Consider the following 26,344-nt stretch of genomic DNA (forward strand, 5'->3'; position numbering starts at 1 on the left):
CGGAAGGCGGGCTGAAACCCGCCCCGCTCGGATCGCGACGAGCGTAGCTCACCCCGGCGGCGGTTCAGAAAAGGAAGTAGCGCTGCGCCATCGGGAGTTCGGTGGCGGGCTCCTCGGCCCAGACCTCGCCGTCGATGCGGACGGTGAAGGTGTCGGGGTCTACTTCGATCCGGGGCATGGCGTCGTTGTGGGGCATGTCGGCTTTGGTGACGCGACGAGCGTTCTTGACCGGCACCAGCTTTCGGCGCACATTCAGACGGTTCGCGAGGCCGTCGTCGATGGCCTGTTCGGAGACGAAGTGCAAGGAGGTGGCTGCGGCAGCGGGGGCCGCGGCGCCGAACATGGGGCGTGGGAGCACCGGCTGCGGGGTGGGGATGGAGGCGTTGGCGTCGCCCATCGCGGCCCAGGCGATCATGCCGCCCTTGAGCACCGCGTGCGGGCGGACGCCGAAGAACGCCGGTTCCCACAGCACCAGGTCGGCGAGTTTGCCGACTTCGATCGAACCGATCTCGTCGTCGAGTCCGTGCGAAACCGCTGGGCAGATCGTGTATTTCGCGATGTAGCGCTGCACGCGGGCGTTGTCGGCCGCGCCGTCGCCGGGCAGGGCGCCACGGCGGCGCTTCATCACGTGCGCGGTCTGCCAGGTGCGCATCACCACTTCGCCGATGCGGCCCATCGCCTGGGAGTCCGAGCCGATCATGGAGATGGCGCCCAGGTCGTGCAGGAGGTCTTCGGCGGCGATGGTGGACGGGCGGATCCGCGATTCGGCGAAGGCCAGGTCCTCGGGGATGGACGGGCTCAGGTGATGACAGACCATCAGCATGTCGAGGTGCTCGTCGAGGGTGTTGACGGTGTGCGGCCTGGTGGGGTTGGTGGAGCTGGGCAGCACGTTCAGATGCGAAGCGACAGTGATGATGTCGGGCGCGTGACCGCCGCCCGCACCCTCGGTGTGGTAGGCGTGGATGCCGCGGCCCGCGATGGCGGCGAGGGTGTCCTCGACGAAACCGGCCTCGTTCAGCGTGTCCGAGTGCAGCGCCACCTGCACGCCCGCCGCGTCGGCGACGGTGAGGCAGGCATCGATCGCGGCGGGGGTGGAACCCCAGTCCTCGTGCAGCTTGAAACCCGATGCGCCGCCGCGCAATTGCTCCCACATCGATTCGTGGCTGACCGTGTTGCCTTTGCCGAGCAGCACGATGTTCATCGGCCAGTGATCGAGTGATTCGAGCATCCGCGCCAGGTGCCAGGAGCCCGGTGTCACGGTGGTGGCCTTGGAGCCCTCGGCGGGGCCGGTGCCGCCGCCGATGAGGGTGGTGATGCCGCCGCCGAGTGCTTCGTCCATCAGCTGCGGGCAGATGAAGTGGACGTGGCAGTCGATGGCGCCCGCGGTGAGAATGCGGCCGTTGCCTGCGATGATCTCGGTCGACGGCCCGACGACCAGGTCCGGGTGCACCCCCGACATCGTGTCGGGATTACCGGCCTTGCCGATGCCGCAGATGCGGCCGTCGCGGATGCCCACGTCGGCCTTGATGATGCCCCAGTGGTCGATGATGACAACGCCGGTGATGACGGTGTCGGGTGCGCCGTCGGCGCGAGTGGCGCGCGACTGACCCATCGACTCGCGCAGTACCTTGCCGCCGCCGAACACCGCTTCCTCACCGGCGAGTCCCGGTCCACCACTGCGGTCTTCGGTGATCTCGATGAGCAGGTCGGTGTCGGCCAGGCGAATACGGTCGCCGGTGGTCGGCCCGAACAGTTCGGCGTAGCGGGCGCGGCTCAGTTCGGTCATCGACTCTCTCCCGGATGTCGCGGCGAACGGCCTGCCGCGCGATAGTTTTCGATCGGCTCAGGCATCCAGCTGCCCCGGCGGGTTCGTGCTGATGCCGTAGACCTCGCGGGTGCCACCGAGTGGGACCAGCGAGATCCGCTGCGGCAGACCGGGTTCGAAGCGCACCGCGGTACCTGCCGGAATATCGAGCCGGTGCCCGTAGGCGGCCTCGCGGTCGAACTCCAGCGCGGCGTTGGACTGCGGGAAATGCACGTGGCTGCCCACCTGAACGGGGCGGTCACCGGTATTGACCACCTCGAGTTCGACGCGCACCGCGCCCTCGTTCAGCACGATCGTGCCCTCGGCACAGAGATATTCACCGGGAATCATGGGCGTCGCCTATCCGATCGGGTGGTGCACGGTGACGAGCTTGGTCCCATCGGGGAACGTCGCCTCGACCTGCACGTCGTGAATCATCTCGGGCACCCCGTCCATCACGTCCGCACGGGTGAGCACCGACCGCCCCGAGGACATCAATTCCGCCACGGTCCGCCCGTCCCGCGCCCCCTCGAGCACATGATCGGTGATCAACGCGATCGACTCGGGGTGGTTCAGCTTCAACCCACGCGCCTGCCTCCGGCGCGCCAGCTCGGCCGCATAACTCAGCAGCAACCGTTCCTGCTCATGCGGCGACAGGCGCATACGTTCTCTCCTCGGCGGGTGGTGGTCGGTGAGCGACATTCTGGCACGTCCCCCGTTCGCGCGGCGACCGTCGCCGAGCGCGACCGGGGACGACCCCGAGGTGGTTAACGAGATGTTAACGATGGGCCGACGCTCGGCCCGGAAGCAGCCACGTCACCGGTCGAGCAGCGGTTGCGCCGCCTCCACCCCCCGCGAATATCGCTGGAGCGCGCCACTACACGCCCGTACCGTCACACGGATGAACGAATGGACCGGCCTGCTCAATGTGGTCGACGTGGAGGCCACCTGCTGGGCAGGCGATCCGCCCACCGGGCAGACCAGCGAGATCATCGAGATCGGGATCACCGTGGTCGATCTCGCCACCCGAACCAGGGTGAGCAAGCACGGGATCATCGTGCGTCCCACCCGGTCCACGGTGAGCGATTTCTGCACCGAGCTCACCACGCTCACCCAGGAGCAGGTCGATGAGGGTGTCGATTTCGGTGCCGCGTGCCGTGTGCTGGCCGCCGAGTTCGCGGCCGGCGAGCGGCCGTGGGCGAGTTGGGGCGACTACGACCGCAAGCAGTTCCGCGCCCAGTGCGCGGCGACCGGCGTCGAGTATCCGTTCGGCCCCGAGCACACCAACGCCAAACAGGTGTTCGCCGAGTCCTACGACCTGCGGCGACGACCGAGCATGGACCGCGCGCTCCAGATCGCCGACATCCCCCTCGAAGGCACCCACCACCGCGGCGACGACGACGCGTGGAATATCGGCGCGCTGATCGTCGATGTGCTCGACCGTGGTGGATGGCGGGTCACGACGGTCGACCGCTAGGCGGCGAGGTTCTGCAGGCGGACCTGGCCGCGGGCGACGGTGCGGCCCTGCGCGTCGGTGATGACGACGACCCAGAGTTGCTGGCTGCGGCCGCGGTGGATGGGCGTGGCCTCGCCGGTGAGAACGCCCTCACGGACGGCGCGCAGGAAGTCGGTGTTGTTGTTGACGCCGACGACCGATCCACGCTCGCCGAACCAGACACCGGCGCCGACGCTGGCGAGGGTTTCGATGACGGTGCAGTAGACGCCGCCGTTCTGGATGCCCGCGGGCTGGTACAGCGCCGGGCGTACTTCCCATTCGCCACGCACCCGGTCCGGGGTGACCTCGGTGTAGCGCAGGCCGATGAGGTCGGTGAAGGTGCCTTCGCTGACCTTGGTCATCAACTCGGGGGTGACATCGGCCAGGGACAGGGGCGATTCGCTCATACCGTCCGGTTTACACCATCAGAAACCGTGCGAGGCAGCCGGGAAGACGTAGCGGCGGGCTCCGTCTCGAAAACGGAGCCCGCCGCGGCAGGATGGCGGAGTCGACCGCAGCCCTCGGGACCACCGGCTCATCCGTACGCCGAGTTCAGAGTAGGTCAGGCTTACCTAAGTGGTCAAGTGTTTGCGGTTTCGTCTCATTAATGTCTCATAAATCGTCTCATAATTACTCCTTGAGGTACCGGTAGACCGTTGCTCGCGAGATGCCGAGGGCGGTGGCGATCTCCGTGGCGCTGCGCTGCTCGACCCGGCTCATCCTGCGCGCCGCGGCGACGCCCTCCTCGTCGAGCAGCGCGGGTCGACCACGTTGCACAGCAACAGCATTCCGCTCATCGGGGTACAGCAGGTTCACCCCGGCCAGCACCTCCGCACGCAGGGCGTCCGGTGACTCGTCCGCGAACAACACCACCGGGTCACTGAGCACGCCCAATGCCTGCACGGCGCGCACACGATCGGACAACGTCGGATTCGGGCCCGCGACCAGGACGTTCGCCGCCAGAATCAAGTCACGGAACCGCTCGAAGATACTGCCCGACGCGGCGAGCGCGAGGTCGTTGACATTGAGGCGCAGCAGATACCGATGCTCGATGTACACGTCGAGAATGCCTTCGAGGGCCTGCCTGCGGGCGACCCGCGGATCCGGGTCGGCCGCGGCGGCCATGGCGTCGGCCAGCGCGACGAGCAGCGGCTCGGCCAGCCCGGCGAGGATGTCGTACTTGCTCGGAAAATGGTAGAGGACACCAGCTTTGGAGATATCGAGCTGGTCGGCGATCGCCCGCACCGTCGTGCGGTGGTAGCCGTGCGCGCTGAACAGGTCCATCGCGACGGCAAGGATGCGCTCCCTGGTTCCGACCGCTGCGTCATCACTCATCGGCGCATTCTATCCCTTGACTGACCAACGGTCAGGCGCCTAACGTGGCGACTGACCACCGGTCAGTCACTGAGGAGTCGTCATGTCGACCAATCCCCGCATTCTCATCTCCGGCGCCAGCATCGCCGGCCCCTACTCTCGCCTACTGGCTCGCCCGGCACGGTTTCCGTCCCACCGTCGTCGAACAAGCTCCGACCCTGCGCGCGGGCGGCAACGGCGTCGATCTGCGCGGCGCGTCGATCGGCATCGCCGAATCCATGGGGGTGCTGCCCGCGCTGCGTGAGCGCGCCACCGATATTCGGGCGCTCACGTTCGTCGATACCGATGGACAACGAGTCGCCACCATGCCGACCAGCACATTCAGCGAGCCCGGCGACCTCGAGGTGATGCGCGGCGACCTCGCCCGCGTCCTCTACGACACCACCGCCGACGACGTCGACTACCGCTTCGGCGATTCCGTCGACACGATCACCCAGGACGGCGACGTGGTCCAGGTCGGCTTCGCCGGTGGCACCAGTGCGGAGTTCGATCTCGTGATCGGCGCCGACGGATTGCATTCGCGCGTGCGCAATCTCGCGGTGCTGCCAGAGAAGGACGCTGCGCATCCACTCGGGCTCGGTTTCGCGAGCGCCACCGTCGACGTGGCCTTCGGCGCGCAGCGGACGGTGACCCTGCACAACACCCCGGGCCGGGTCGCCGGGGTGTACCGATCCGGCAATCACACCGCGGCACAGGCATTCTTCGCCTTCCGCACCTCGCGCGAGTTCGAGTTCCCGCGCGACCGGCAATCGCAAGTCGACCTGCTGCGAACAATTCGCCGGCGCCGGATGGGAAATCCCCGCCCTCCTCGACGCGGCCACCGCCGACCCGACCTTCTACCTCGACGCGATGACCCAGATCCGCATGCCGGCCTGGTCGCGCGGACGAATCGGACTGGTCGGCGACGCCGCCTACTGCCCCACCGCCTTCTCCGGCGCGGGCGCCGCACTGGCCGTCGAGGGCGCACACCTACTCGCCACCGGACTCGCCGCGGGTGCTCACGAAGCGGCCTTCGCGCGCTACGAAAGCAGCTTGCGGCCGATTGTCCGGGCTCGCCAGCGTTCGGTCGGTCCGGGCAGCGCCATGCTCGTGCCCGCCACGAATACCCGGATCTGGCTGCGTAACCAGCTCACCCGGCTGATGGTGTTGCCGCCGTTGGCCGCCCGGGTGTTCCGGGCGGACCGCGCCGCGGCGGCCTAGATCCAGCCGCGGCGATGCTTCGGCACGTGACGCGCCGGTAGCGTTGCCCGTGGCTTGCTCAACACGATCGCAATACTCCATGATCGCTGTACCTCTATGTTTCCGAGGCTTGTGTCGATGGTGAAAGCTCATGTTCTGGGCGTACGACGACCAGGGGTGGGCGCGGCGAGAGAGGCAAGATTTCGTGAGTAGTAGTCGTATTCCCCGGTGGGCCGTGCAGGCGGCGATGTGCGCGGCGATGGTCGGGGCCGCGGTCGCAGCACCCGTCCAGGCCGAACCGCTGTGGCCGGGCGGGCCCGATGTGCCCGGCGTGCCCGCCATCATTCCCGCCCCGCCGCCGGAGCCCGTGGTGGCCCCGTGCAGCGAGAAAGCGCGTGCGTGCCTGCAGCTGTCGACCAATAACGCGTGGTTGATGGACAACGGCAACGTCACCTTCGGGCCCAGCCCGATGTCACACGGCCGTCCCGGCTACGAAACGCCCCCCGGAGTGTTCAAGGTGGCGTTCAAGAAACCGTTCCACTGGAGCACCTTGCACAACGCACCCATGGAATACGCGGTGTTCTTCAACGGCGACATCGCCTATCACATCGGACCCACCGAGGAGCAGTCCCACGGCTGCATCCGACTGACCCCGGAGGGCGCGAAGGCGCACTACGAGTGGCTGGAACCGGGCGACATCGTCGAAGTTGTTCCCTGAGTCCTGATTCGAGAAAGGGGAGGCCGGTCATCGGTCTCCCCTTTTCGCGTCACCGAGGTGGTCAAGGCGTCGAAGAGCCAGAGTTGGGCGGCGCCGGAGGTGACGGCCGCGCCGGTGAATGTTGTTGTCAGGTGCCAGTATCGGCGGACTCGGTGGTCCGCGCCCGCGGCGTCGGTGCGGAGCTGGCGGCGGAAGGCAGCGGTGTCGCGGCGGCCGCGGGCGGTGGCGTGGACGTCGACGTAGTGGTCGAGTTCCGCGCCGGGGTGGGGTGGGTGGCCTGCGGCTACCAGGGGTGCTGCCGCGACACAGGCATCGGCGACGTCGAACAGCAGACGGCGTTCGTCGCGGATGCCGGGGGTGCTGCGGTGGCGGAGGGTGTCGTACATGGCGGTCGCGATGTCCGGGTTCGAGACGGCGGCAATCAGTTCCGCGTAGGCGATGAGGTGTTCAGGGTGGGCGTCGGCGGTCAATTCGGGGACGTTCATGCCGAGGAAGCCGTCGATGGCCGAGGTCGGTAGCGGGGCGAGTTGACGGCGCCAGAACGTGACCAGCACATCGTGTGCGGCTCGCGGATCGACCACGGCGGCAAGCAGATTCAGGTGCTCGTCGTGGGCGTCGGGGGCCACCGATTCGACAGCGCGCAGCAGCGCCCGACGACGGTTCAGCGCGTCGAGTTCGTCGTCGACGGCGACCCGTTCGGCCGCGATCACCTCCGCGATCGATCGGGTGCCGTCCAGCACGTCCTCGATCGCCGTGAGGCCGATACCGAAAGAACGCAACCGGCGTAGCAGCAGGAGTCGATCGACCGCGCCGGGTTCGAACACTCGGTGCCCGGTCGGCGAGCGCGCGGCAGCAAGGAGGCCCGCATCGCAGTAGAACCGGACCGTTCGCACCGCGACACCGGTTCGGGCGGCGAGCTCGCCGATCGTCAGATACGTGATGTGGGTCACTTTCGCTGGCACCTCCACCTCGGTGGAACTCCTACGGTACCGAGGACACCCACGTGAAGGAGACTCGACGATGACCGCACACGACACGATGAACGACACGATCTGGCAGGCAGTGGCCCAGGAGCGCGCCACCCTGGTCGAATTGCTGCACGACCTGCCCGAATCGGCGTGGGATGCCGCGACGCTGTGCGCGGGGTGGCGGGTTCGCGACGTGGTGGCCCACCTCGTGCTGGCCACCCGCGTCACGATCACCGCCCTGCTGGTGAACCTGATCCGCGCTCGCGGCAACACCGACCGTCTCGTTCACGACACCGCCGTCCGGCACGCCGACCGAACACCGACCACCGAATTGCTCGCCCAACTGCGCGCCACGATCGACTCCAGAGCCATCCCGATCGGCACCACCCCGATCGACCGGCTGATGGATCTGCTGGTTCACGGGCAGGACATCGCCGTCCCGCTCGGTATCGACCGGGTCATGCCGCCCACGGCAGCGCGACTTTCGCTGGACCGCGTGTGGACGATGGGCGCACCCTTCCACGCGCGAAAGCGTCTGGCCGGATACTCCCTGACCACCACCGACGCCTCCTGGACCGCGGGAAACGGCACGCCGATCACCGGCACAGCGGCAGAACTGCTGATGGTGGTCACCGGCCGCACCTCCCCCGATGATCGAGGTAGCCGGCCGTAGCCATGCGATGGCATCGGCCCGCAACTCCATGACGTGCGGTGCAAATCCATTACGTGCGGTGCAAAGATATCGAAGCTCATATAGTGCAACGCATTGCGATCCGCAGCACCGGCGAACGGGTGCTGCGGATCGCTTCGATCGGCGGGATCCCGCGCCGGTCAGACAGCGGCGGTGGTTCGCTCGGTGTCACCCACTGCCGCCGAGACCTCTGTTGTCTCCTCAGTTTCCGGAACGGACGTCGCACCGGCCGGGATCCGGCGCAGCAGCGCGACCGCCAGCACCGCACCCACCGCGGAGAGCACAGCGGCGGCCCAGGCCGCGGCGTTGAGGCCGTTGGTGAACGCCTCGCGGCCGGCGGCCACGACGGACTCGGCGACCTCGGCGGGCAGGGACTCGGCCGAACTCAGCGCGCCGGGCAGGGTTTCCGCGGCGGCGCCCGCTTCGCCCGACATTCCTGCCCGGTAGACCGCCGCTCCCATACTGCCGAGCAGGGCGACGCCCAGTGCCACACCCAGATCGCTGGCGGTGCTGTCCACCGCCGACGCCGCGCCCGCCTTCTCCGCGGGTGCCGCACCGATGACCAGGCCGGGGATCAACGCCATGGCCGGGGCGATGCCCGGGTACAGGATGTAGAAGCCGACGATGAGCAGCGGCAACCCCGCCACGCTCTCGACCTGGGTGAGCGCCAGATAGCCGACGGTCGACAGCGCCAAGCCCCCGGCGATCACATACGCCGGACGGACACGGCGGGCGATGGCCGGGGTCACGGTCGAAACGATCACCAGCGCGATCGCGGCAGGCAGGATCCACAGTCCGGCCTGCAGCGGCGACTGGGCGGCGACCAACTGCAGGTACTGGGTGAACAGCAGGTACACCCCGCCCAGCGCGATCGCGGCGAGCATGTACACGCCGAGCGAGCCGCTGAACGTCCGGTTCGCGAACAGGCGCACGTCGAGCAACGGGTCGGACAGTCGCAGCTGCCTGCGAACGAAGACCACCGCGAAGCCCACGCCGACGAGCAGGGTGAGCACCGATTCGGCGGTGAACCCGGTCTCGGCCAGCTTCTTCACGCCGTAGACGAACGGCAGCAGCGCGGCCAGCGACAGCGCGACGCTGACCGGGTCGAGCCGACCCGCCTGGGGCGCACGGTATTCCGGAATCAGCACCGGCACCGCGAGCACGACGAGCGCCATCACCGGCACGCCGATCAGCATGGACGCACCCCACCACAGCGAGTCGAGCAGGAGCCCGCCGAGCAGTGGGCCCAGCGCCACACCGGCCGACACCGATGCCGCCCACAGACCGATGGCGGTGGCGCGCTGGCGGTCGTCGCGGAACATCGTCGTGATCAGCGACAGCGTGGCGGGCATGACGGCGGCCGCGCCGAGACCCATCAGCGCACGCGCCCCGATCAGCAGGTCGGGGCCGGGCGCGAACGCGGCAAGGACCGAGGCGATGCCGAACACCGCGGCACCGGCCAGCAGCAGCCTGCGACGGCCGAGCCGGTCACCGAGGGTACCCATGGTGACAAGGAACCCCGCCATCACGAACCCGTAGATGTCGTTGATCCACAACAGCTGGCCGCTGCTGGGCGACAGGTCCGCCGCGATGTAGGGGGTGGCCAGGAACAGCACGGTCATGCTGAGGAACAGCAGCACCGTCGGCAGGAGCAGTACCGCAAGTCCCAGCCATTGGCGGGTACCTGCCCGCTCGGGGATATCGGTGAACTCGGACATCAGGGTTTCCCTTCGAGGACGATTCGAACTGGGACCGACAGTGCCGGGCCGCACTTCGGGAACCCTTCGGGTCGACTCCAGACGACCTCGAGCTGCCGCCGCCGGGGTATCGACGCACCCGCACCCGGGCCGTTTAGGGTGGGTGAATGCGTTTCGGAGTGCTCGGTCCGTTGGCGGTCTGGACCGACGATGGACAGGCCGTCCGGGTTCCAGAACTCAAGGTGCGCGTTCTGCTCGGCGCGCTCTTGGTCGAACCGGGCCGGATCGTGCCCGCCGACCGGCTCGTCGAAGATCTGTGGGGTACGGCGTTGCCCGCCAACCCGGCGGGTTCGTTGCAGACCCGGGCCTCGCAATTGCGCCGGGTTCTCGGCGACGCCGAAGCCGGCGGGCGGGAGTTGCTGGTGTCGCGCTCCCCCGGCTATGTCCTCGAGGTCGCCGCGGGCGCGGTGGACTCCCAGGTGTTCCAGCAGCTGCTCCATCAGGCGCGCGCGACCGACGAGACTGCCGCTCGGGCAACACTTCTCGCGGAAGCACTAGCGTTGTGGCGCGGCGAGGTACTGGCCGACCTCGCCGATCACGACTTCGCGCGGATTCCGGTGCTGCGCCTCGAGGAACAGCGACTCACGGCCGTCGAGGAACTCGCGCAGGCCCGGATCACCCTCGGCGAACACGATCGGGTCGCCGGCGAACTCGGCGAGCTCACCGCGCAACATCCGCTGCGCGAGCGGCTGCGCGCGGCCCACATGCTGGCGCTGTACCGGTCGGGGCGACACGGCGAGGCCCTTGATTCCTATCGGCGCCTGCGCGAACACCTCGCCGAGGAACTCGGCCTCGACCCGAGTCCCGAGCTCGCCGCACTGCATCGTGCTGTGCTGGAACAGGATCCGGCCCTCGGCGCACCGGTTCGGCCCGCACCCACCGCACCCGTGACACCACGCCCCGCGCTGCCCGTGCCCGCGACCTCGCTCATCGGGCGCGAAGACGACCTCGCCGCGATCGATGCGCTGATCCACGCCGAACGGCTGGTGACCCTCACCGGCCCGGGCGGAGTCGGCAAGACCCGCCTCGCAGTGGCCACCGCGGCCGGGCATTCCGCGCGTGAGGGCGTGTTGTTCGTCGAGCTCGCCGGGCTGTGCCTCGGTGCCGATCCGGACAGCGCGTTGACGACACTCACCGAGGTCGTGACGGCAGCCTTCGATGTCCGTGACGATTCCGCGGGTTCGAGCCCGTTCCCGGTGCCCGACAACGGAACTCAGCTCGCGCATCTGGCCGACGCGGTGCGCGGCAAGCAATTGCTGCTCGTGCTGGACAACGGTGAGCACGTGGCCGAGGCCGCCGCCACGCTCGTGTCGCGGCTGCTGGCCGCCGCCCCCGACCTGCGAGTACTGGTCACCAGTCAGGTGCCGCTGAACATCGCGGGCGAATTCATCTGGCATGTGGCACCGTTGGCCGTGCCCGCCACGGGCGATTCCGGAGGGGCGGAAACTTCCCCTGCCGCAAAACTTTTCGTCGAGCGTGCGCGCTCGAGCGCACCCGGCTTCACCGTCACCGTCGACAATGCCGCCGCGATCGCGACCGTCGTCACCCGTCTCGACGGCCTGCCGCTGGCCCTGGAGCTGGCGGCGACCCGGGTCCGCGCGCTCGGCGTCCACACCCTCGCCGAACGGATCGAAGACCGTTTCACGCTGCTGTCGTCCGGGTATCGGGACGCACCGGATCGGCAGCGCACCCTGCGCGCGGTGATCGATTGGAGCTGGGAACTCCTCGACGAGCCCGAACGTGCTGTGCTGCGGCGGCTTTCGGCCCATGCCGACGGCGGCACACTGGAATCGGCCGAGGCGGTCTGCGCGGATGGCGTTATCGCGGGTGCCGAGGTCGCGGAGTTGCTGGCCCGCCTGGTCGACCGTTCCCTGATCATCACACCCGCCGCCGATGTCCGCCCGCGCTATCGCCTGCTGAAATCGATCGCCGCCTACGGTGCCGACCGGCTGCGCGACAGCGGCGAGGAATCCGGCACGCGGCTGCGGCATCTCGCCTATTACCTCGCGTTCGCCGAACGCGCCGACCAGCACCTTCGCACCGGTGACCAGCGCCGCTGGCTGTCTCGGCTGGACGCCGAATCCGCCGATCTGCGCCGGGCACTCGAAACCGCCCGTGCCGCTGGCAGATCCGCGGACGCGCTGCGATTGGTCAACGCGCTCGCCTGGTACTGGGTGATGCGGGGACGCCTCGCCGAGGGCATCCGGTCCCTCGGCACCGCCCTCGCGGTGCCCGGCGAGACCGATGCCGCCGCGCGCCGGGTGGCGTTGCTGTGGCGCGGCGCGCTCGAAGTCGGTGCCGGCCGCACCGTCGACACACTGCCCGCCGTCACCGAGCGACCCGCACCGGCGGAGCTGCGTGCCCGCTGGTATCTCGCGCACGTGTACTCCGGATTCGCCGCCCAGCAGGGGATGGACGACGCGGCCGACCTGCGAAATGCCTTCGCCGACAATGCCGACGACTGGGGTATCGCGGCGGCCTCGGTGTCACTGGCGCGCGACGCGTTCGCCCGCGGCGACCTGGCAGGCCTGTGCGAGCACGCCGAACGCAGCCGGGATCTGTTCGCGCGGGTAGGTGATCGCTGGGGCCAGGCCATCGCGGGCTTCCTGCTCGGCAGCCATGCCGAAGTGACCGGCGACCTCGATGCCGCCCGCGACTGTCACCGCAGCGCGCTGGCCACCGCCGAAGAACTCGGGCTGTGGACCGAAGTCGGCGAGCGGCTCACCTCGCTCGGCCGGATCGCCTTGCTGCGCGGTGAGCTCGACCGCAGCGCCGAACTCCACGAGCGGGCCCGTCGGGTGGCGGTCGATCAGGGACACCTGGTCGGCGAGGAATCCGCGGTACTCGGGCTCGGCCTGGTCGCCCGGCGCCGCGGCGACCTGGTCGCGGCCCGCGAGTACCTCGGCACCTGGCTGGACTGGCATCTGCGGTCCGGATCGCATTTCGGCGCCGCCCTGATCCTCGCCGAACTGGGCTTCACCGCCGAACTCGCCGGTGACGCCGACGAAGCCGAACACCGGCACCTGCGCGGACTCGACTCCGCCCTGCGCACCGGCGATCCCCGTGCCCACGCACTCGCCCTGGAAGGTCTCGCCGGCGCGCGTTCGCTCGCAGGGTATTCCGCGCACGCGGCTCGGCTACTCGGCGCCGCCGACACCCTCCGCCGGTCCACCGGCGCTCCGCTGCCCGAGGCCGAACACGGGGATGTCGACCGGATCGAGGCACGCATCGTGGCCGACATCGGCGCCGACCGGCTCACCACCGAACTCGACGCGGGCCGGACCACCGACCCCCACACGCTGCACACGGAGCACGCCCGAAGTCCATCCTGAGTCCGTCCGAAGTCCACCGGTGCACGGTGAACCCATGACTCACACCGTGACCGACAGCCCCGATCCCTCGGTGACCGACCACGTCCGCCGCTACCTCGCCACCGACGGGCGTGACGGCCTCCTCGAAGGCGGCACCACCAACCTCGTTCTCACCACCATCGGCCGGCGGACCGGAGTGCGCAGGCGCACCGGACTGTTCTTCGGCCGCGACGGCGACCGCCTCGTACTGGTGGCCTCCGGATCGGTGCCCGGCCGAACCGAACTCCCGCAGTGGTACCGGAATCTGCTCACCACACCCGAGGCAGATGTCCAGGTCGAGGCCGATCGGTTCCGTGTGCGGGCCCGGGCTACAGAAGGCGCCGAGTATCAACGACTCTGGCAGTTGATGCTCGCGCAGGCACCCGTCTACCGGCACTACGCCCGACTGGCCGCGCGGCCGATTCCGGTTGTCGTGCTCGAACGCGTCGAGGAGCAGCAGTGAGTAACCGCACGCGCGCCCACGTCCGCACCTTCGCCGATATCAAACCCGACTTCGACGCCATCGTCGGCGCCATCAACTACGCGACCATGACCACCGTCGACGCCGAGGGCCGACCGCGCTCGCGCGTCCTGATTCCGGTCTGGGAAACCGATACCGACGACCCGGTCGGCTGGCTCGGTACCTACCGCACTCCGGTAAAGGCCGCCCATATCGCGGGAAATCCGCACGTGACGTTCTCCTATTGGAGCCCGGCGCAGAACACCGTCGCCGTCGATACGGTCGCCGAATGGACCGATGATCCCGGCGAGCGCGCACACGTGTGGGACCTGTACCGGCACGGCAGCCCGCCCGGCGCGGGCTACGACCCCGGGCAGTTCTGGCAGGGACCCGACGACCCCGCCTTCCAGGTGCTTCGCCTCGACCCGTGGCGGATCCAGGTGCTGCGACGCCGGGATCTGGTCAGCGGAATTCCGGCCCGCATCTGGCGCGGCCGACTCCAGGGGGATTGACAGATTCGGCGGCGAACGTGACCGTTCGCCGTCCCGCTGACGGGATTGGACGTCTGTACAGGTCACGGCGCGATCCTTCGTGACAGATACCAACATCCGTCAACCCTTCCATCGGGAAGGATCCCTGTCCGAATTGCGCGAATCAGACGATTTCCTTGCCGAAGAAAATAAGCGGAGCTACGTTACCCACATCACAACAGCAGATATCTGATTGTGATCCACATCCCGGCCGACGGTAACCCCATTTTCCGGCGGGATGCTTACCAATCATGCAAGGAGATTCACCATGGGTTCGCTGACGGAGATAATGATGGCCGCAATCGCGGGACTGGGTTCCATGGTAGAGGGCGACGGGCTTCTCGCCGTCTTCCTCGGCTCGGTCGAGGCCTTCTTCCCGTAAACCGCGTCACCCGACGAACACAACCGAACTCGAGAGCGGGTTCGATTTTCAGCTCACCCGAGGAGAACAAACATGGGATCGCTCTACGAATTGATGCAGACCGGCGCAGGAAGCTTGAGCGAGGCCGTTCTGCCTTTCATTCAAGCACTGATCACGGTCAGCGGCGGTACGCCGACACCGGGTAAGTAATACGCGGCAAGACAATCGGGGGCGGGCCGTTCACGGTCCGTCCCCGACCCATTCCTACCGACCGCACAGGGTGGTGTCAACGCCGGATTTTGATAGCTGATGCACATAGTGACTCGCGGGTATACACCGGGAATATAGAGGAGTGGCGACGCCACCGCACCTACCAGGAGTAAGAGCGTCGGCACATCACCCAGCAACACTCAGCCAGTCGAGCGCGACCCGCTTCGGCCAGACAGTCGCGGTAACTACAGGTCACATGTAGTCCGAGACGAACATCGTGGCAACCGTTCAGCTGCTTCCATCAGGAAAGAAAAAAATGAACGAATCAGGATGAGTGAAACATCGGGTTGCCACACTTCGGAGATGGCGCTACGTTACCGACATCACATCAGCTACCGATTGTGACAATCACCCGAGCCGGGGCTACCACCCCAGTTCCGGGGGCTGGACAACAGCGAAAGGAGATACATCATGGGCTCATTCGACGAGCTGCTGCTCGGCATCCTGGGCGGAATGGCGTCCGCGAACTCGGGCGACCTCCTGCTCGGGACTTTCCTTGGCTCGGTGGAAGCGTTCTTCCCGTGACCTGACACCGGTCGACACCGTCGATTTCAGCCCAGATGTCGAATTTCCCCCTCTTCAGGAGTAACACGTGGGATCCTTTTACGAATTGTTCGCGACAGGTATGGCCAGCCTCGGAAACGGCGCCCTGCCCTTCGTCGACGCGCTGATCAGCCTGAGCGGCGGCACACCCCCCGGCGGCGTCTAGCCACCCGCCTCAGTCGCTGATCGGCGTGAGCGGTGGCACTCCCACCCCGGGCAAGTAATCCCAGCGAACGTAGTCAGCGCGGTTCGGGGGTCGGCCACACTGTGGTCGGCCCCCGTTCCCGCCCGAGAAGTCAGCAGGCTCGCAACACCATGAAGAACGAAATGCTCCGCGCCGTCATGTCGGCCGTCTGTGTCTTGGCAGTCGCCGCGACGCCCGTCTTCGTCGGCGGCGCGCAGGCATCGGCCGCACCCGGCGCGCGCCTGGTGAGCCGGACGCAGTCCGCCCAGGTCGCCGATATCAGCGTCTACTCCCCCGCCATGGATCGCACGATCGCGCTGCGGGTACTTCGACCGGCCGACACCTCGGTCCCGGCACCGACGCTGTATCTGCTCAATGGTGCGGGCGGCGGCGAGGATTCGGCCAACTGGCCAGGTCAGACCGATGCCGGCGGGTTCTTCGCCGACAAGCATGTCAACGTCGTCATCCCCATGGAAGGCGCGTTCAGTTACTACACCGACTGGCAGCGACCGGACCCCGGCCTGGCGAAGAACCTCGAGAACAACGGCAACAACATGTGGACGACGTTCCTCACCCAGGAGCTGCCGCCCGTGATCGACGCGGCCTTCGGCACGAACGGCGTCAACTCGCTGGCCGGCATCTCGATGGCGGGAACCTCGGTCCTCGATCTCGCGATCCAGGCGCCTGAGCTGTACCGCAGCGTCTCCGCGTACAGCGGCTGCGCGATGACCAGCGATCCGATCGGCCGCGCCTTCGTCTCCCTCGTCGTGCGGATGGGCGGCGGGAACACCGAGAACATGTGGGGTCCGGAGACCGACGCCGCGTGGCGCGAGCACGATCCCTACGTGCAAGCCCATCGTTTGCCGAATATCCCGATTTATATATCCGCGGGCACCGGATTGCCGGGGCCGCACGACACGCTGTCGAATCCGCGCGTGCATATCAACGGAAAGAATCCGACGTCGATTCTGACGAATCAAATGCTCGTCGGCGGCGGCATCGAAGCCGCGACGGCGTATTGCACGGCGAGTTTGGCGCAGCGGACCCGAGAGCTCGGCCGCACGAATATCACCTACAACATCCGCCCGACCGGCACCCATTCCTGGGGCTACTGGGAGGACGACCTACACGCCTCCTGGCCGATGATGGCGACAGCCCTTGGCATATGAGCGACGAACTGCGGGTGGGCACCCAGCGGCTGAGCCCACGCGACGCGGTGTTCGTCTACGACGAGACCGACCGGCACCTGTCGAACATCGTCGCGGTCTACTTCGCGGACTCGTCGGCGCCGCGGCACGAACCGTTGACGATCGCGCAGGTGGCGGACTGGGCGCGGGCGAGCATCGGGCACGCGCAACTGTTCCACCGGCGCTTGCGGCACGTACCGATGGACCTCGATATGCCGTACTGGGAGCCCGACCACACGCTGTCCGTGCGCGACCACATCACCCTGGACGGGTCAGGCACCTGGGCAGACGCCCGCACACGGATAGCCGAGATCACTTCGGCCCGAATGGATTTGACGCGACCGCCGTGGGAGCTGCACGTGCTGGATCGTGTCGACGGCGTACCGGGGATGCCCGGCACGACCACGATCGTGGTGCTGAAGTTCCACCACAGCGTCGGCGACGGTGTCGCGACCAGAGCGCTCGAGCAGCACCTGTTCGGAACGGGCTCCGCGCCCGCGGTCCAGCTGGACAGGGCACGGCCGCTGACCACCGCTGTGCGCACGGCCGGTGCGCTCATGAGCGCACCGGTGCGCTTCGGCACCGGTCTGCGTCGCGCGCGGATGGCCCGGGACGAACTGCGGGCGCTGGTCGACGCGGGCACGGTCCACGATCCCGCCCCGCTACGCCCCGCGACCAGGTTCAACCGCGACATCGACGCGGCGCTGACCTTTCACCTGGTGCCGATCCCGATGTCGGAGGTGCTCGCCGCGAAAGCCGCGGCGACACAGCGGGTCACGATCAACGACCTGATGCTGACCACGATTTCCGGCGCGCTGGCCACTTATCTCGCCGAGCACGACGAGGTGCCCGAGGGCTCGCTGGCCGCGATGGTGCCGATGTCGATGCGCGGTGTCGCCGAATGGGATTCGGCGAATCAGCTCAGCCAGATGATCGTGGACCTGCACACCGATATCGGCGACCCGATCCAGCGGCTCACCGCGATAAAGCAGTCCGCGGGCCGTGCCAAACAGCGCACCGCCGATCCGGTGGTGCAACGCACCGAACTGCGGGTGGAGACGGCACCTGCCCTGCTGCTGCGCGCCGCCGGATGGGCAAGGGCGCAACGGCGTTTCGACGACTCTGCGACGGTGCCGTTCTGCAACACCACGATCAGCAACGTGCCGCCGGTCACCGACAGCCTGGTCTTCTGTGGCAGGCCGGTTCGCCGAGCGGTCGGCTCGCTGCCGATTCTCGACGGCGACGGCCTGCGTCACCTGATCACTTCGCAGGGTGACGAGATCGTCATCGCGATCACGACGAACGCCGCGATGATGCCGGACCCCGACCACTACGACGAGCTGATCCTCGCGTCGTTCCGCGAACTCGCCGCCGCCTTGCACAGTCTCGAAAATCCGGCACCTACCGGCGCCTGAGCATCGACGTCCTGGCTAGCGTTGCAGGCAGCTGCTGCGGCGGACCGGCAGGCCGCGTTCCTCGAAGGCACCGAGCAGGAGCTGGCCGCGGCGCGCGCCCGCGGCGATGTCGGCGCGCGCCAGGTCGGGGACGTAGGTCGCCGCACCGATGATGGATTCACCGACGAGGGTCCAGAAACGGCGAGCGGGCAGGCCCGAGCACCGGGTGAGGACCGATTGCAACGGGATCAGCGAGGAGGCGCAGCGTTGGGCGAGCCAGACCGCCATGGCGGCTTCGCAGGGGAAGGCGACAGCGCCGGGTTCGGGATCGGAGTCGACGACGCGAATCGTCGTGTCGGTCAGCCCCGCCCAGTCGATGCCGCCGTCGTTGTCGTGGTGGATCCACAGGTTGTCACGGCCGGGATCCCAGGCCTGCGCGTCCATCACGAACAGCGCGGTGACCCGGCCCGCTACGGCGTGGATGAGCGCGGTGGCGACCACTTCGGCGGCGATCTCGTCGTTGATCATTTCCGCGGCATGGCGCCGGTACATCAGCTCGACGCGGCCCTCGGACAGCCCGTTGGGCACATGCCACCATCGCCGTTTGCCCTGCCCGCTCATCGCCGCGACGGCATACACGCGCGGATGCTCCGGTTGCAGCGATTGCAACCTGGCACAGGCGCGGTCGAACGCGGCGGTGGTGCGGGAAATGGCGGTGGTGACGGGCTCGGACATCGAACCTCCTCGAACGTTGGTTCCCGTGACGATGATGTCTCGGAACATAGGTTAGGCTTACCAGACTTCACAAGTCGTGTCCGGTTTCAAGGCAGGAGAAGTTCGTCGCCGTGATCCACCCTGGCACCGTCAGACGTCGTCGTCTGACCGGGCTTCTGCTGCTCGTTGTCTTGCTCACCGTGGCGGTGGTGGCGAGCATCGCCATCGGCACCCGCTCGCTCGCACCCACCACGGTGTTCGACGCCGTCTCGCACGCCCTCGGCTGCGACGGCGGCCCGTTCCGATGCCCGGCCCGCTCCACCGCCGAGGAAATCGTGCGTGAGCTTCGTCTGCCGCGCACCGCATTGGCCCTGATCGCCGGGATGGCGCTGGGCGTCGCGGGCGCGCTCATCCAGGGGTATACCCGGAATCCGCTCGCTGATGCCGGATTGTTAGGACTGAATGCGGGCGCTGGCTTCCTGGCGGCGCTGAGCATCTTTCTTTTCGGTTTCACCGCGCCCGCGCAGTACATCTGGTTCGCCTTCGCCGGGTCGGCGATCGCGGGGGTGATCGTGTTCGGGGTGTCCTCGATCGGCGGGGGTAAGGCGAGTCCGCTGAGCCTGATCCTGGCCGGCGCGGCGGTCACCGCCTTCCTCCAGGCGATGACGAACGCGATCATCGTGCTCGACAACGCGGCGCTCGATACCTATCGGTTCTGGGTGGTCGGCAATGTGGCCGGGCGCGAAGCGGAAGTGTTCTGGGAGGTCCTGCCATTTCTGGTGGTCGGCATCGGCATGGCCGTGGCCGCGGCACCCAGCCTGAATCTGCTGAGCCTCGGTGACGATGTCGCCCGCGGACTCGGCGTCGACGTCACCCGGGCGCGGGCCTTCGGCCTGTTCGCGGTGGTGCTGCTCAGCGGCGGGGCGACCGCGGCGGTCGGGCCGATCGCGTTTCTTGGTCTGGTGGTTCCGCACATGGCGCGGACCATCACCGGACCGGACAACAAGTGGCTGATCCCCTACTCCGGACTGCTCGGCGGGTTGCTGCTGCTCGTCGCCGACGTCGCCGGACGGGTGGTCGCCCGGCCCGGTGAACTCCAGGTCGGGGTGATGCTGGCCGCGGTCGGCGCGCCGTTCTTCATCGCGTTGGTGCGTCGTAAGAAGTTGGTGTCGCTGTGAGCAAGATCGAGTCGAACATCGACACCGAACAGGCGAGCACCGGTCGAGTGAGCACCGAACAGATCGACCCGGAGTCGACGAGCGCAGACGCGGCAGGCGCCGGGCTGCGGAAGGTGCGTCCCGCCCTGCGGATCGGGCCGGTATCGCTGGTGCTGCGGCCGGTGATGCTCGGTGTCGTGCTGGCGCTGGCTGTGGCGGTGTTCGTGCTGTTCTGCCTCGACATCGCCGTCGGCGACACCCACATCCCCCTCGGACGCGTCCTCGATGTGCTCGGCGGCGGCGGGTCCCGCTCCCAGCGCTTCATCATCATCGAATCGCGGCTGCCGCGAGCGCTCACGGCAGTGGTGGTCGGCGCCGCGCTCGGGCTCTCCGGCGCGCTGATGCAATCGATCCTGCACAATCCCCTGGCCGGGCCGGATGTCCTCGGCATCACCACCGGCGCCAGCGTGGGAGCGGTCGCGGTGCTGGTCGGCAGCGGTGGCACGACGACCGGGTTGATCGCGACCGTCGGCGCTCCGTTCGCCGCGCTCGCCGGCGGGCTGCTCACCGCCGTTGTCATCTATCTCCTGGCCTGGGGCCGAGGACGCGGCGGCGACCGTGGTGTCACCGGATTCCGTCTGGTCCTCATCGGCATCGGCGTGAACGCGGTGCTCATGTCGGTGATCAGCTGGCTGCTCACCCGGGCCACCCTCACCGACGCCGCGCGGGCCCAGATCTGGCTGAACGGGTCGCTGAACTCGGCGGACATGTCTCGGGTCGTCCCCGCCGTGCTCGCGCTGACGGTCGTGACCGTCGTGTCGCTGGTCTCCGCGCGGACGCTGGCCGCGCTGCGTCTGGGCGAGGAGTCGACCAGGGTGCTCGGTGTGCGAATCCAGTCACAGCAGGCGCTGCTCATCGGGGCGTCGGTGGTGGCGGCCTCGGTGGCGACCGCGGCCGTCGGGCCGGTCGGGTTCGTCGCGCTCGCCGCGCCGCAGATCGCCCGGATGGCGCTGCGGACCCCCGGCGAACCGCTGATCGCCTCGGCACTGACCGGCGCGGCGCTGGTGGCGGGCGCCGACATCATCTCTCGCGCACTGCTTCCCGTCGATCTGCCGGTCGGTATCGTCACAGCGGCGCTCGGTGGACCATTCCTGCTCTACCTGCTCGTCCGCATGAACCGGAAGGCCACGCTCTCATGACCAGCCCCGCCCACCGCCTCGCGGCCGACGCCGTCTCCCTCGGCTACGGCGAGCGGGTGATCGTCGACGAGCTCAGCCTCGACATCGCCCCCGGCGTGGTCACCACCGTCATCGGCCCCAACGGCTGCGGCAAGTCGACCCTGCTGAAGTCACTGGGCAGGCTGCTGCGCCCACGGGCGGGCCAGGTGGTGCTCGACGGCAAGGCCATCTCGTCGATGAAGACCAAGAACGTGGCCAGGGTGGTCGGGATGCTGCCGCAGACCCCGGTCGCGCCCGAAGGGCTCACCGTCGCCGACCTGGTCGCGCGCGGACGTCATCCGCATCAGTCCTGGTTGCGGCAGTGGTCGGCCGACGACGAGACCGAGGTCGCCGCCGCGCTGGCCCAGACCGGCATCGCCGACCTGGCCGACCGCACCCTCGACGAACTCTCCGGCGGCCAGCGTCAGCGTGCCTGGATCTCGATGGCGCTGGCCCAGGGCACCGACATCCTGCTCCTGGACGAGCCGACCACCTATCTCGATCTCGCGCACTCGCTCGAGGTCCTCGACCTCGTCGACCGGCTGCACGCCGAGTACGGGCGCACGGTGGTGATGGTGCTGCACGATCTCAACCTCGCCATCCGCTACAGCGACGAGCTCGTGGTGATGCGCGCGGGCAAGATCGTCGCGCGGGGCAAACCGGCCGACATCGTCACTGCCGAACTGCTGGCCGAGGTGTTCGGGCTCGAGGCCACGGTGCTCACGGATCCGGTCTCGGGGCGGCCGATGATCGTCCCGATCGGGACCCGGCATGTGCGCGGTGCGGTCGACTATGACGAATGACACACAGCAAACACCCCGTTACGACAATCTGTAGTACGCATGTTTGTCGTTGAGGCCGTAAAATCGGTGGGATGGCAGGTCTTGGCGAACTCGAAAAAGCGGTCATGGACCAGTTGTGGTCGGCCGATGAGCCACTAACGGTGCGGCAGGTCCACGAAGCGCTGGCCGCGCGGCGCGAGCTCGCGTACACCACGGTGATGACGGTGCTCCAGCGACTGGCGAAAAAGGATCTGGTCGTACAGCGACGCGACGATCGCGCGCATCGATACGCACCGGTTCACAGCCGCGACGAACTGGTCGCGAGCCTGATGGTCGACGCCTTGCAACAGGCCGACGCCGCAGGTAGCCGCGCCGCGGCGCTGGTGCACTTCGTGGAGCAGGTCGGCAAGGACGAAGCCGATGCACTGCGCGAGGCGCTCGCCAAGCTCGAATCCGACGAAAACAGCGGCTAGACTCCCTGGCGGCTCTCACAATGGGGTGAGTGCCCCTGGCCCCACAACGCAGTGAGCAGAGTCGATGAACGCAACCGCGGCAGTCTTTGCTGGTCTCGCCTTGCTTCTCGCAGGGCCGGTACCAGCGCTGCTCAGTCGCGCTACCTGGGTGCACCGGAGCCCGCGCGCGGCCCTGGTGTTGTGGCAGGCGATCGCGCTGGCCGCCGTGCTCAGCGCCTTCGGATCCGGGCTGGCCATCGCCAGCTTGCTGCTGGTCCCCGGCCCCGACGGTAGGCCGACCACCTCGCCCACCAAGGAGATCGACGCGCTCGGTCTGCCGCTGTGGACGGTATATGTGCTGGTCTTCGCGCTGACCTTGATGGTCGGCGCCCGGCTGATGTTCTCCATCGTGCGCGTCGGCGTGCACACGCGGCGCCGCCGTTCCCGCCATCGCATGCTGGTCGACCTGCTCGATCAGAGCGGCCCGGTGCGCCGCGCCGCCGATATCCGGGTGCTGGCCGCGACCGAACCCATCGCCTACTGCCTGCCCGGCCTACGGCAGCGGGTCGTGATCAGCGAAGGCACGCTGACCAGCCTCGACGACTCCGAGGTCACCGCCATCGTGAGCCACGAACGCTCGCATCTGCGCGCACGCCACGATCTGGTGCTCGAGGCGTTCACCGCCGTCCACGAGGCCTTTCCCCGGGTGGTCCGCAGCAAAGCCGCGCTCGGCCAGGTGAAACTGCTGATCGAACTGCTCGCCGACGACTCCGCCGTGAAGGTCACCGGCCCGAAGCCCCTCGCCCGCGCCCTGATCGCCTGCGCCAAATCCACCGCACCGCAGGGCGCGCTCGCCGCGGGCGGACCGAGCACGCTGATCCGCATCCAGCGGCTCGCGAGCAGCACCGGAGACGTGAGAGTCGCCACCGCCGCCTACCTCGGCTCGGCCGCGATTCTGGTCGTGCCGACGCTGGCCGTCGCGGTGCCGTGGCTGCAGGAACTCAACCGGCTCTTCCACGGCTGACCTGGCGATCCCCCGCCACCGCTCCCCCGCGGTTTCCCGCGTGGCGACCGCGAAGCCGCTCGCTGATTCGCGGCGAAACAGACATTGCCACAACCGCTTGCCTGACCAGCCTGTTTACCCAACAGCGGCGGAACACGCCTATCCTGAGAGACCGGTCCTTCCTGCTGGGCCGCACCCCGTCCACGCCGAGGCGCGTATTCGGGTAATCGGCGCCGATCATCGTTCGGCGCGATTCGCAGCCCAACGAAAGGCCACCTTGACCAACTCTGCCGTGCCCAATGAACCGACCTTCGCCGAACTAGGCCTTCCGGTCGAACTGGTGCAGACCCTGCGCAACGCGGGCATCGACAAGCCCTTCCCCATCCAGGCCGCCACGATCGGCGACGCCCTCGCCGGGCGCGACGTGCTCGGTCGCGGCCCGACCGGCTCGGGCAAGACCCTGGCCTTCGGCCTGCCGATGCTGACCCGTCTGGCCCAGGGCTCCCCCTCCAAGCCGGGCCGCCCGCGCGGCCTCGTGCTGGTGCCGACCCGCGAACTCGCGACCCAGATCGAGAAGGCCCTCGAAGAGGCAGCCCGCTCGCTGGGCCTGCGCGTGGCCTCCGTCGTCGGTGGAGCGCCGATCAAGCGCCAGGCCGATCGCCTCGCGCGCGGCGTCGACCTGCTCATCGCGACCCCCGGCCGTCTCGACGACCTGATCAAGCAGCGCAACGCCGACCTGTCGGATGTGACGATCACCGCGCTCGACGAGGCCGACCACATGGCCGACATGGGCTTCCTGCCCCAGGTCACCCGCCTGCTGGACCGCACCCCCGAGCAGGGTCAGCGCCTGCTGTTCTCGGCCACCCTCGACGGTGACGTGGACAAGCTCGTCAAGCGGTACATGAACGCCCCGGTGACCCACTCGACCGCGCCCGCCGAGGCGTCGGTCAGCACCATGACCCACCACCTGCTCTACGTGCGCGACAAGAACATCAAGCGCACCGTGGCCACCGAGATCGCCGCGCGTGAGGGCCTGACCATCATGTTCGTGCGCACCAAGCACGGCGCCGACCGCCTGGCCAAGCAGCTGCGCGGCGCCGGTGTCGACGCGGGCTCGCTGCACGGCGGCAAGGCCCAGAACAACCGCGTGCGTACCCTGGCGGCCTTCGCCGACGGGTCGGTGCCGGTGCTGGTCACCACCGATGTCGCCGCGCGCGGCATCCACATCGACGGCGTCTCGCTGGTCGTGCACTTCGACCCGCCCGCCGAGCACAAGGCCTACCTGCACCGTGCGGGCCGCACCGCGCGCGCCGGTGAGGACGGTGTCGTGGTCACGCTCGTCACCGACGAGGAGCGCAAGGACGTCGCCGCGATGACCCGCAAGGCGGGCGTGCGGACCGACGGTGTCGACGTGCGCCCCGGCGACCGGAACCTGGTGGAGATCACCGGTGCCCGCAAGCCCAGCGGCATCGCGCTGGCCGCCCCCGTGGCACCCGCGCAGCCGGCCAGGTCGGCGGCCGGTGGCGGGCGTACCCGTCGTCCGCGCACCGGTGGCGCACCTGCCGCCGAGGCTGGACGTGGTGGGGCTCCGCGCCGCGAGCGTCCGGCGCACGAGTCGCGTACTCGTAAGCCCGCGGGGGCCGGTGGACACGCCCGCAGTGGCGACACGCCGACGAATTCTCGTCGTCGCGCCGCGCGTCCGGCGTCTCCCGCGGTCCACCGCAACCGCACGGCAAACTGAGTTATCGCGTGGCCGAACCGATTACGGTTCGGCCACGCGTCTTTTTCCGGGTTCCCGAACACGGCGACTTCCCGTCCCCAGATCAGCGCCGACAAGGCCCGGATCCCGCACACTGAGCCCGTGACGAACCATGAGATCGCCACCATCGTGTGCGCGCTGATCGCGGCCATGTTGATCGCGCTGGGTGCCGTGGCACAGCAGCGGGCGGCCGCGGCCGTGCCCGAAGGCGCGTCCCTGCTGGGCGGCCTGCTCCGCAGCCCACGCTGGTGGTCCGGGATCGTCGGCGATGTCGGTGGTTACGCGATGCAGGTTCTCGCGCTTGCCTTCGGCGCGGTGCTGGTGGTGCAACCGATTCTGGTGAGCGCCTTGGTCTTCGCGCTGCCGCTGTCCGCGCGACTGAACGGGAAACGGATCACCGCACGTGCCGCCACGACCGCACTGGTCCTCGTCGCGGCGCTCGCGCTGTTCCTGATCGTGGGCGATCCGACAGCGGGCGAGGACACAGCGCCCTTCCGGGAGTGGTTGGTGCCCTTGGCGATTCTGCTCGGGGTCATCGTGGCCGCGACCGTCACCGGACTGCTGATCGCCAGCCGATCGGGACAGGCGCTCGCACTCGGTCTCGCCGGTGGTGCCCTGTTCGGGATGGCCGCGGCACTCACCGATCGCGTGGTCACCTTGTTCGGCGACGGGATCGGCGCGGTGCTCGGCGGGTGGCAGACCTGGACGCTGGTGGCCGCCGGACTGCTCGGCGTGTACCTGCAACAGCGCGCGTTCCAGGCCGGACCCCTGTCTGCCTCGCTGCCCGCGGCCACCATCGCCGAACCCATGGCCGCCGCGTTCCTCGGTCTCACCGCCCTCGACGAGCACTTGCGCACCGACGGTTTCGGCCTGGTCGTCGTGGGCGCCTGCGTCCTGGTGATGTGCGCGGCGACGGTGGCGCTGTGCCACACCAGAGCGGTCACCGACGAGCCGGCGCGCTGACCCGCTGCCGGGATTCCCACGCTGCGGTGCTC

The 26,344-nt window shown here is 68.5% G+C and carries 24 protein-coding genes and 1 pseudogene; 17 read left to right on the forward strand and 8 right to left on the reverse strand.

What is annotated here, in order from left to right; translation table 11 throughout:
• Positions 1–64: 64 nt before the first annotated feature.
• The 3 genes from ACFWPK_RS02915 to ACFWPK_RS02925 are packed head-to-tail and all read right to left on the reverse strand — an operon-like array spanning position 65 to position 2,467.
• Positions 65–1,786: an urease subunit alpha gene (locus tag ACFWPK_RS02915; RefSeq protein WP_378912851.1), complete on the reverse strand. Its 1,722-nt coding sequence runs from the start codon at positions 1,784–1,786 to the stop codon at positions 65–67.
• 57 nt (positions 1,787–1,843) lie between these two features.
• Positions 1,844–2,155 carry an urease subunit beta gene (locus ACFWPK_RS02920; RefSeq protein WP_378912852.1) on the reverse strand — a complete coding sequence of 104 codons (312 nt, stop codon included), beginning with the start codon at positions 2,153–2,155 and terminating at the stop codon, positions 1,844–1,846.
• Between the two features lie 9 nt (positions 2,156–2,164).
• The gene (locus tag ACFWPK_RS02925; protein ID WP_056810177.1) at positions 2,165–2,467 is read right to left on the reverse strand and encodes an urease subunit gamma; all 303 of its coding nucleotides are present in this window, start codon (positions 2,465–2,467) and stop codon (positions 2,165–2,167) included.
• A gap of 238 nt (positions 2,468–2,705) precedes the next feature.
• Between ACFWPK_RS02925 and ACFWPK_RS02930 the strand changes: the two genes are divergently transcribed.
• Positions 2,706–3,281, forward strand: a complete 576-nt coding sequence (locus tag ACFWPK_RS02930; RefSeq protein ID WP_378912853.1) for an exonuclease domain-containing protein — start codon at positions 2,706–2,708, stop codon at positions 3,279–3,281.
• Here the strand turns inward: ACFWPK_RS02930 and ACFWPK_RS02935 are convergent.
• Both ACFWPK_RS02935 and ACFWPK_RS02940 read right to left on the reverse strand, forming a co-directional pair.
• Entirely contained in the window at positions 3,278–3,661 is a 384-nt protein-coding gene (locus ACFWPK_RS02935) for a PaaI family thioesterase (RefSeq protein WP_378913145.1), read from the reverse strand. The two genes, ACFWPK_RS02930 and ACFWPK_RS02935, sit on opposite strands and share 4 nt — an antisense overlap.
• A 268-nt stretch (positions 3,662–3,929) precedes the next feature.
• The gene (locus ACFWPK_RS02940; protein WP_378912854.1) at positions 3,930–4,634 is read right to left on the reverse strand and encodes a TetR family transcriptional regulator; all 705 of its coding nucleotides are present in this window, start codon (positions 4,632–4,634) and stop codon (positions 3,930–3,932) included.
• Between the two features lie 44 nt (positions 4,635–4,678).
• Between ACFWPK_RS02940 and ACFWPK_RS02945 the strand changes: the two are divergent.
• The 3 genes and pseudogenes from ACFWPK_RS02945 to ACFWPK_RS02955 all read left to right on the forward strand — a co-directional run.
• A pseudogene (locus ACFWPK_RS02945) lies at positions 4,679–5,377 on the forward strand (FAD-dependent monooxygenase); the annotation flags it as partial.
• A gap of 145 nt (positions 5,378–5,522) precedes the next feature.
• Positions 5,523–5,873, forward strand: a complete 351-nt coding sequence (locus ACFWPK_RS02950) for an FAD-dependent monooxygenase (RefSeq protein WP_378912855.1) — start codon at positions 5,523–5,525, stop codon at positions 5,871–5,873.
• A 184-nt stretch (positions 5,874–6,057) separates the two neighbouring features.
• Positions 6,058–6,570: a L,D-transpeptidase gene (locus tag ACFWPK_RS02955; protein WP_378912856.1), complete on the forward strand. Its 513-nt coding sequence runs from the start codon at positions 6,058–6,060 to the stop codon at positions 6,568–6,570.
• On the opposite strand, the gene ACFWPK_RS02960 is transcribed toward ACFWPK_RS02955, so the two are convergent.
• Positions 6,525–7,520, reverse strand: coding sequence for a MerR family transcriptional regulator (locus ACFWPK_RS02960; RefSeq protein ID WP_378912857.1), 996 nt, complete (start codon positions 7,518–7,520; stop codon positions 6,525–6,527). The genes ACFWPK_RS02955 and ACFWPK_RS02960 overlap by 46 nt on opposite strands.
• A 70-nt stretch (positions 7,521–7,590) precedes the next feature.
• Here ACFWPK_RS02960 and ACFWPK_RS02965 point away from each other — a divergent pair, with 70 nt between their 5' ends.
• Complete coding sequence (locus ACFWPK_RS02965; RefSeq protein WP_378912858.1) at positions 7,591–8,211, forward strand: maleylpyruvate isomerase family mycothiol-dependent enzyme; 621 nt, start codon at positions 7,591–7,593, stop codon at positions 8,209–8,211.
• Positions 8,212–8,369: 158 nt separating this feature from the next.
• Here ACFWPK_RS02965 and ACFWPK_RS02970 read toward each other — a convergent pair whose 3' ends face one another.
• On the reverse strand, positions 8,370–9,947 hold the full coding sequence (locus ACFWPK_RS02970; RefSeq protein WP_378912859.1) for an MFS transporter: 1,578 nt from the start codon (positions 9,945–9,947) through the stop codon (positions 8,370–8,372).
• A gap of 146 nt (positions 9,948–10,093) precedes the next feature.
• Between ACFWPK_RS02970 and ACFWPK_RS02975 the strand changes: the two genes are divergently transcribed.
• The 5 genes from ACFWPK_RS02975 (at position 10,094) to ACFWPK_RS02995 (ending at position 18,286) form a co-directional block, all read left to right on the forward strand.
• Positions 10,094–13,318, forward strand: coding sequence for a BTAD domain-containing putative transcriptional regulator (locus ACFWPK_RS02975; RefSeq protein WP_378912860.1), 3,225 nt, complete (start codon positions 10,094–10,096; stop codon positions 13,316–13,318).
• Positions 13,319–13,352: 34 nt separating this feature from the next.
• The gene (locus ACFWPK_RS02980) at positions 13,353–13,799 is read left to right on the forward strand and encodes a nitroreductase/quinone reductase family protein (RefSeq protein ID WP_378912861.1); all 447 of its coding nucleotides are present in this window, start codon (positions 13,353–13,355) and stop codon (positions 13,797–13,799) included.
• On the forward strand, positions 13,796–14,308 hold the full coding sequence (locus ACFWPK_RS02985; RefSeq protein WP_378912863.1) for a pyridoxamine 5'-phosphate oxidase family protein: 513 nt from the start codon (positions 13,796–13,798) through the stop codon (positions 14,306–14,308). The genes ACFWPK_RS02980 and ACFWPK_RS02985 overlap by 4 nt, the downstream gene beginning before the upstream one ends.
• A gap of 1,507 nt (positions 14,309–15,815) precedes the next feature.
• On the forward strand, positions 15,816–16,853 hold the full coding sequence (locus ACFWPK_RS02990) for an alpha/beta hydrolase (protein ID WP_378912864.1): 1,038 nt from the start codon (positions 15,816–15,818) through the stop codon (positions 16,851–16,853).
• Positions 16,850–18,286: a wax ester/triacylglycerol synthase family O-acyltransferase gene (locus tag ACFWPK_RS02995; RefSeq protein ID WP_378912865.1), complete on the forward strand. Its 1,437-nt coding sequence runs from the start codon at positions 16,850–16,852 to the stop codon at positions 18,284–18,286. Before ACFWPK_RS02990 ends, ACFWPK_RS02995 begins: the two co-directional genes overlap by 4 nt.
• 15 nt (positions 18,287–18,301) lie before the next feature.
• Here the strand turns inward: ACFWPK_RS02995 and ACFWPK_RS03000 are convergent, their stop codons facing one another.
• The gene (locus tag ACFWPK_RS03000; RefSeq protein ID WP_378912866.1) at positions 18,302–19,000 is read right to left on the reverse strand and encodes a hypothetical protein; all 699 of its coding nucleotides are present in this window, start codon (positions 18,998–19,000) and stop codon (positions 18,302–18,304) included.
• Between the two features lie 110 nt (positions 19,001–19,110).
• On the opposite strand from ACFWPK_RS03000, the gene ACFWPK_RS03005 reads away from it, so the two are divergent.
• From ACFWPK_RS03005 to ACFWPK_RS03035, 7 genes are all read left to right on the forward strand, one after another.
• Entirely contained in the window at positions 19,111–20,157 is a 1,047-nt protein-coding gene (locus ACFWPK_RS03005; protein WP_378912867.1) for a FecCD family ABC transporter permease, read from the forward strand.
• Positions 20,158–20,321: 164 nt separating this feature from the next.
• Positions 20,322–21,335 carry a FecCD family ABC transporter permease gene (locus ACFWPK_RS03010; protein WP_378913146.1) on the forward strand — a complete coding sequence of 338 codons (1,014 nt, stop codon included), beginning with the start codon at positions 20,322–20,324 and terminating at the stop codon, positions 21,333–21,335.
• Positions 21,332–22,156 carry an ABC transporter ATP-binding protein gene (locus ACFWPK_RS03015; RefSeq protein ID WP_378912868.1) on the forward strand — a complete coding sequence of 275 codons (825 nt, stop codon included), beginning with the start codon at positions 21,332–21,334 and terminating at the stop codon, positions 22,154–22,156. Before ACFWPK_RS03010 ends, ACFWPK_RS03015 begins: the two co-directional genes overlap by 4 nt.
• Before the next feature lie 62 nt (positions 22,157–22,218).
• Positions 22,219–22,608: a BlaI/MecI/CopY family transcriptional regulator gene (locus tag ACFWPK_RS03020; protein ID WP_279537543.1), complete on the forward strand. Its 390-nt coding sequence runs from the start codon at positions 22,219–22,221 to the stop codon at positions 22,606–22,608.
• Between the two features lie 64 nt (positions 22,609–22,672).
• Positions 22,673–23,611, forward strand: coding sequence for a M56 family metallopeptidase (locus tag ACFWPK_RS03025; protein WP_378912869.1), 939 nt, complete (start codon positions 22,673–22,675; stop codon positions 23,609–23,611).
• A gap of 271 nt (positions 23,612–23,882) precedes the next feature.
• Positions 23,883–25,331: a DEAD/DEAH box helicase gene (locus tag ACFWPK_RS03030; protein ID WP_378912870.1), complete on the forward strand. Its 1,449-nt coding sequence runs from the start codon at positions 23,883–23,885 to the stop codon at positions 25,329–25,331.
• A gap of 120 nt (positions 25,332–25,451) precedes the next feature.
• Entirely contained in the window at positions 25,452–26,312 is an 861-nt protein-coding gene (locus tag ACFWPK_RS03035; protein ID WP_378912871.1) for a DMT family transporter, read from the forward strand.
• Positions 26,313–26,344: the final 32 nt, after the last annotated feature.

Source organism: Nocardia sp. NPDC058519 (assembly GCF_042719755.1).
Classification (GTDB): Bacteria; Actinomycetota; Actinomycetes; order Mycobacteriales; family Mycobacteriaceae; genus Nocardia.

Coding starts and splice junctions, on each gene's coding strand:
- ACFWPK_RS02995 (WP_378912865.1), top strand. CDS start 16,850: ATGAGCGACGAACTGCGGGTGGGCACCCAGCGGCTGAGCCCACGCGAC.
- ACFWPK_RS02925 (WP_056810177.1), bottom strand. CDS start 2,467: ATGCGCCTGTCGCCGCATGAGCAGGAACGGTTGCTGCTGAGTTATGCG.
- ACFWPK_RS02935 (WP_378913145.1), bottom strand. CDS start 3,661: ATGACCAAGGTCAGCGAAGGCACCTTCACCGACCTCATCGGCCTGCGC.
- ACFWPK_RS03015 (WP_378912868.1), top strand. CDS start 21,332: ATGACCAGCCCCGCCCACCGCCTCGCGGCCGACGCCGTCTCCCTCGGC.
- ACFWPK_RS02940 (WP_378912854.1), bottom strand. CDS start 4,634: ATGAGTGATGACGCAGCGGTCGGAACCAGGGAGCGCATCCTTGCCGTC.
- ACFWPK_RS02950 (WP_378912855.1), top strand. CDS start 5,523: ATGACCCAGATCCGCATGCCGGCCTGGTCGCGCGGACGAATCGGACTG.
- ACFWPK_RS02920 (WP_378912852.1), bottom strand. CDS start 2,155: ATGATTCCCGGTGAATATCTCTGTGCCGAGGGCACGATCGTGCTGAAC.
- ACFWPK_RS02915 (WP_378912851.1), bottom strand. CDS start 1,786: ATGACCGAACTGAGCCGCGCCCGCTACGCCGAACTGTTCGGGCCGACC.
- ACFWPK_RS02990 (WP_378912864.1), top strand. CDS start 15,816: ATGAAGAACGAAATGCTCCGCGCCGTCATGTCGGCCGTCTGTGTCTTG.
- ACFWPK_RS03025 (WP_378912869.1), top strand. CDS start 22,673: ATGAACGCAACCGCGGCAGTCTTTGCTGGTCTCGCCTTGCTTCTCGCA.
- ACFWPK_RS02930 (WP_378912853.1), top strand. CDS start 2,706: ATGAACGAATGGACCGGCCTGCTCAATGTGGTCGACGTGGAGGCCACC.
- ACFWPK_RS03010 (WP_378913146.1), top strand. CDS start 20,322: ATGCTCGGTGTCGTGCTGGCGCTGGCTGTGGCGGTGTTCGTGCTGTTC.
- ACFWPK_RS02965 (WP_378912858.1), top strand. CDS start 7,591: ATGACCGCACACGACACGATGAACGACACGATCTGGCAGGCAGTGGCC.
- ACFWPK_RS02975 (WP_378912860.1), top strand. CDS start 10,094: ATGCGTTTCGGAGTGCTCGGTCCGTTGGCGGTCTGGACCGACGATGGA.
- ACFWPK_RS03000 (WP_378912866.1), bottom strand. CDS start 19,000: ATGTCCGAGCCCGTCACCACCGCCATTTCCCGCACCACCGCCGCGTTC.
- ACFWPK_RS02980 (WP_378912861.1), top strand. CDS start 13,353: ATGACTCACACCGTGACCGACAGCCCCGATCCCTCGGTGACCGACCAC.
- ACFWPK_RS02970 (WP_378912859.1), bottom strand. CDS start 9,947: ATGTCCGAGTTCACCGATATCCCCGAGCGGGCAGGTACCCGCCAATGG.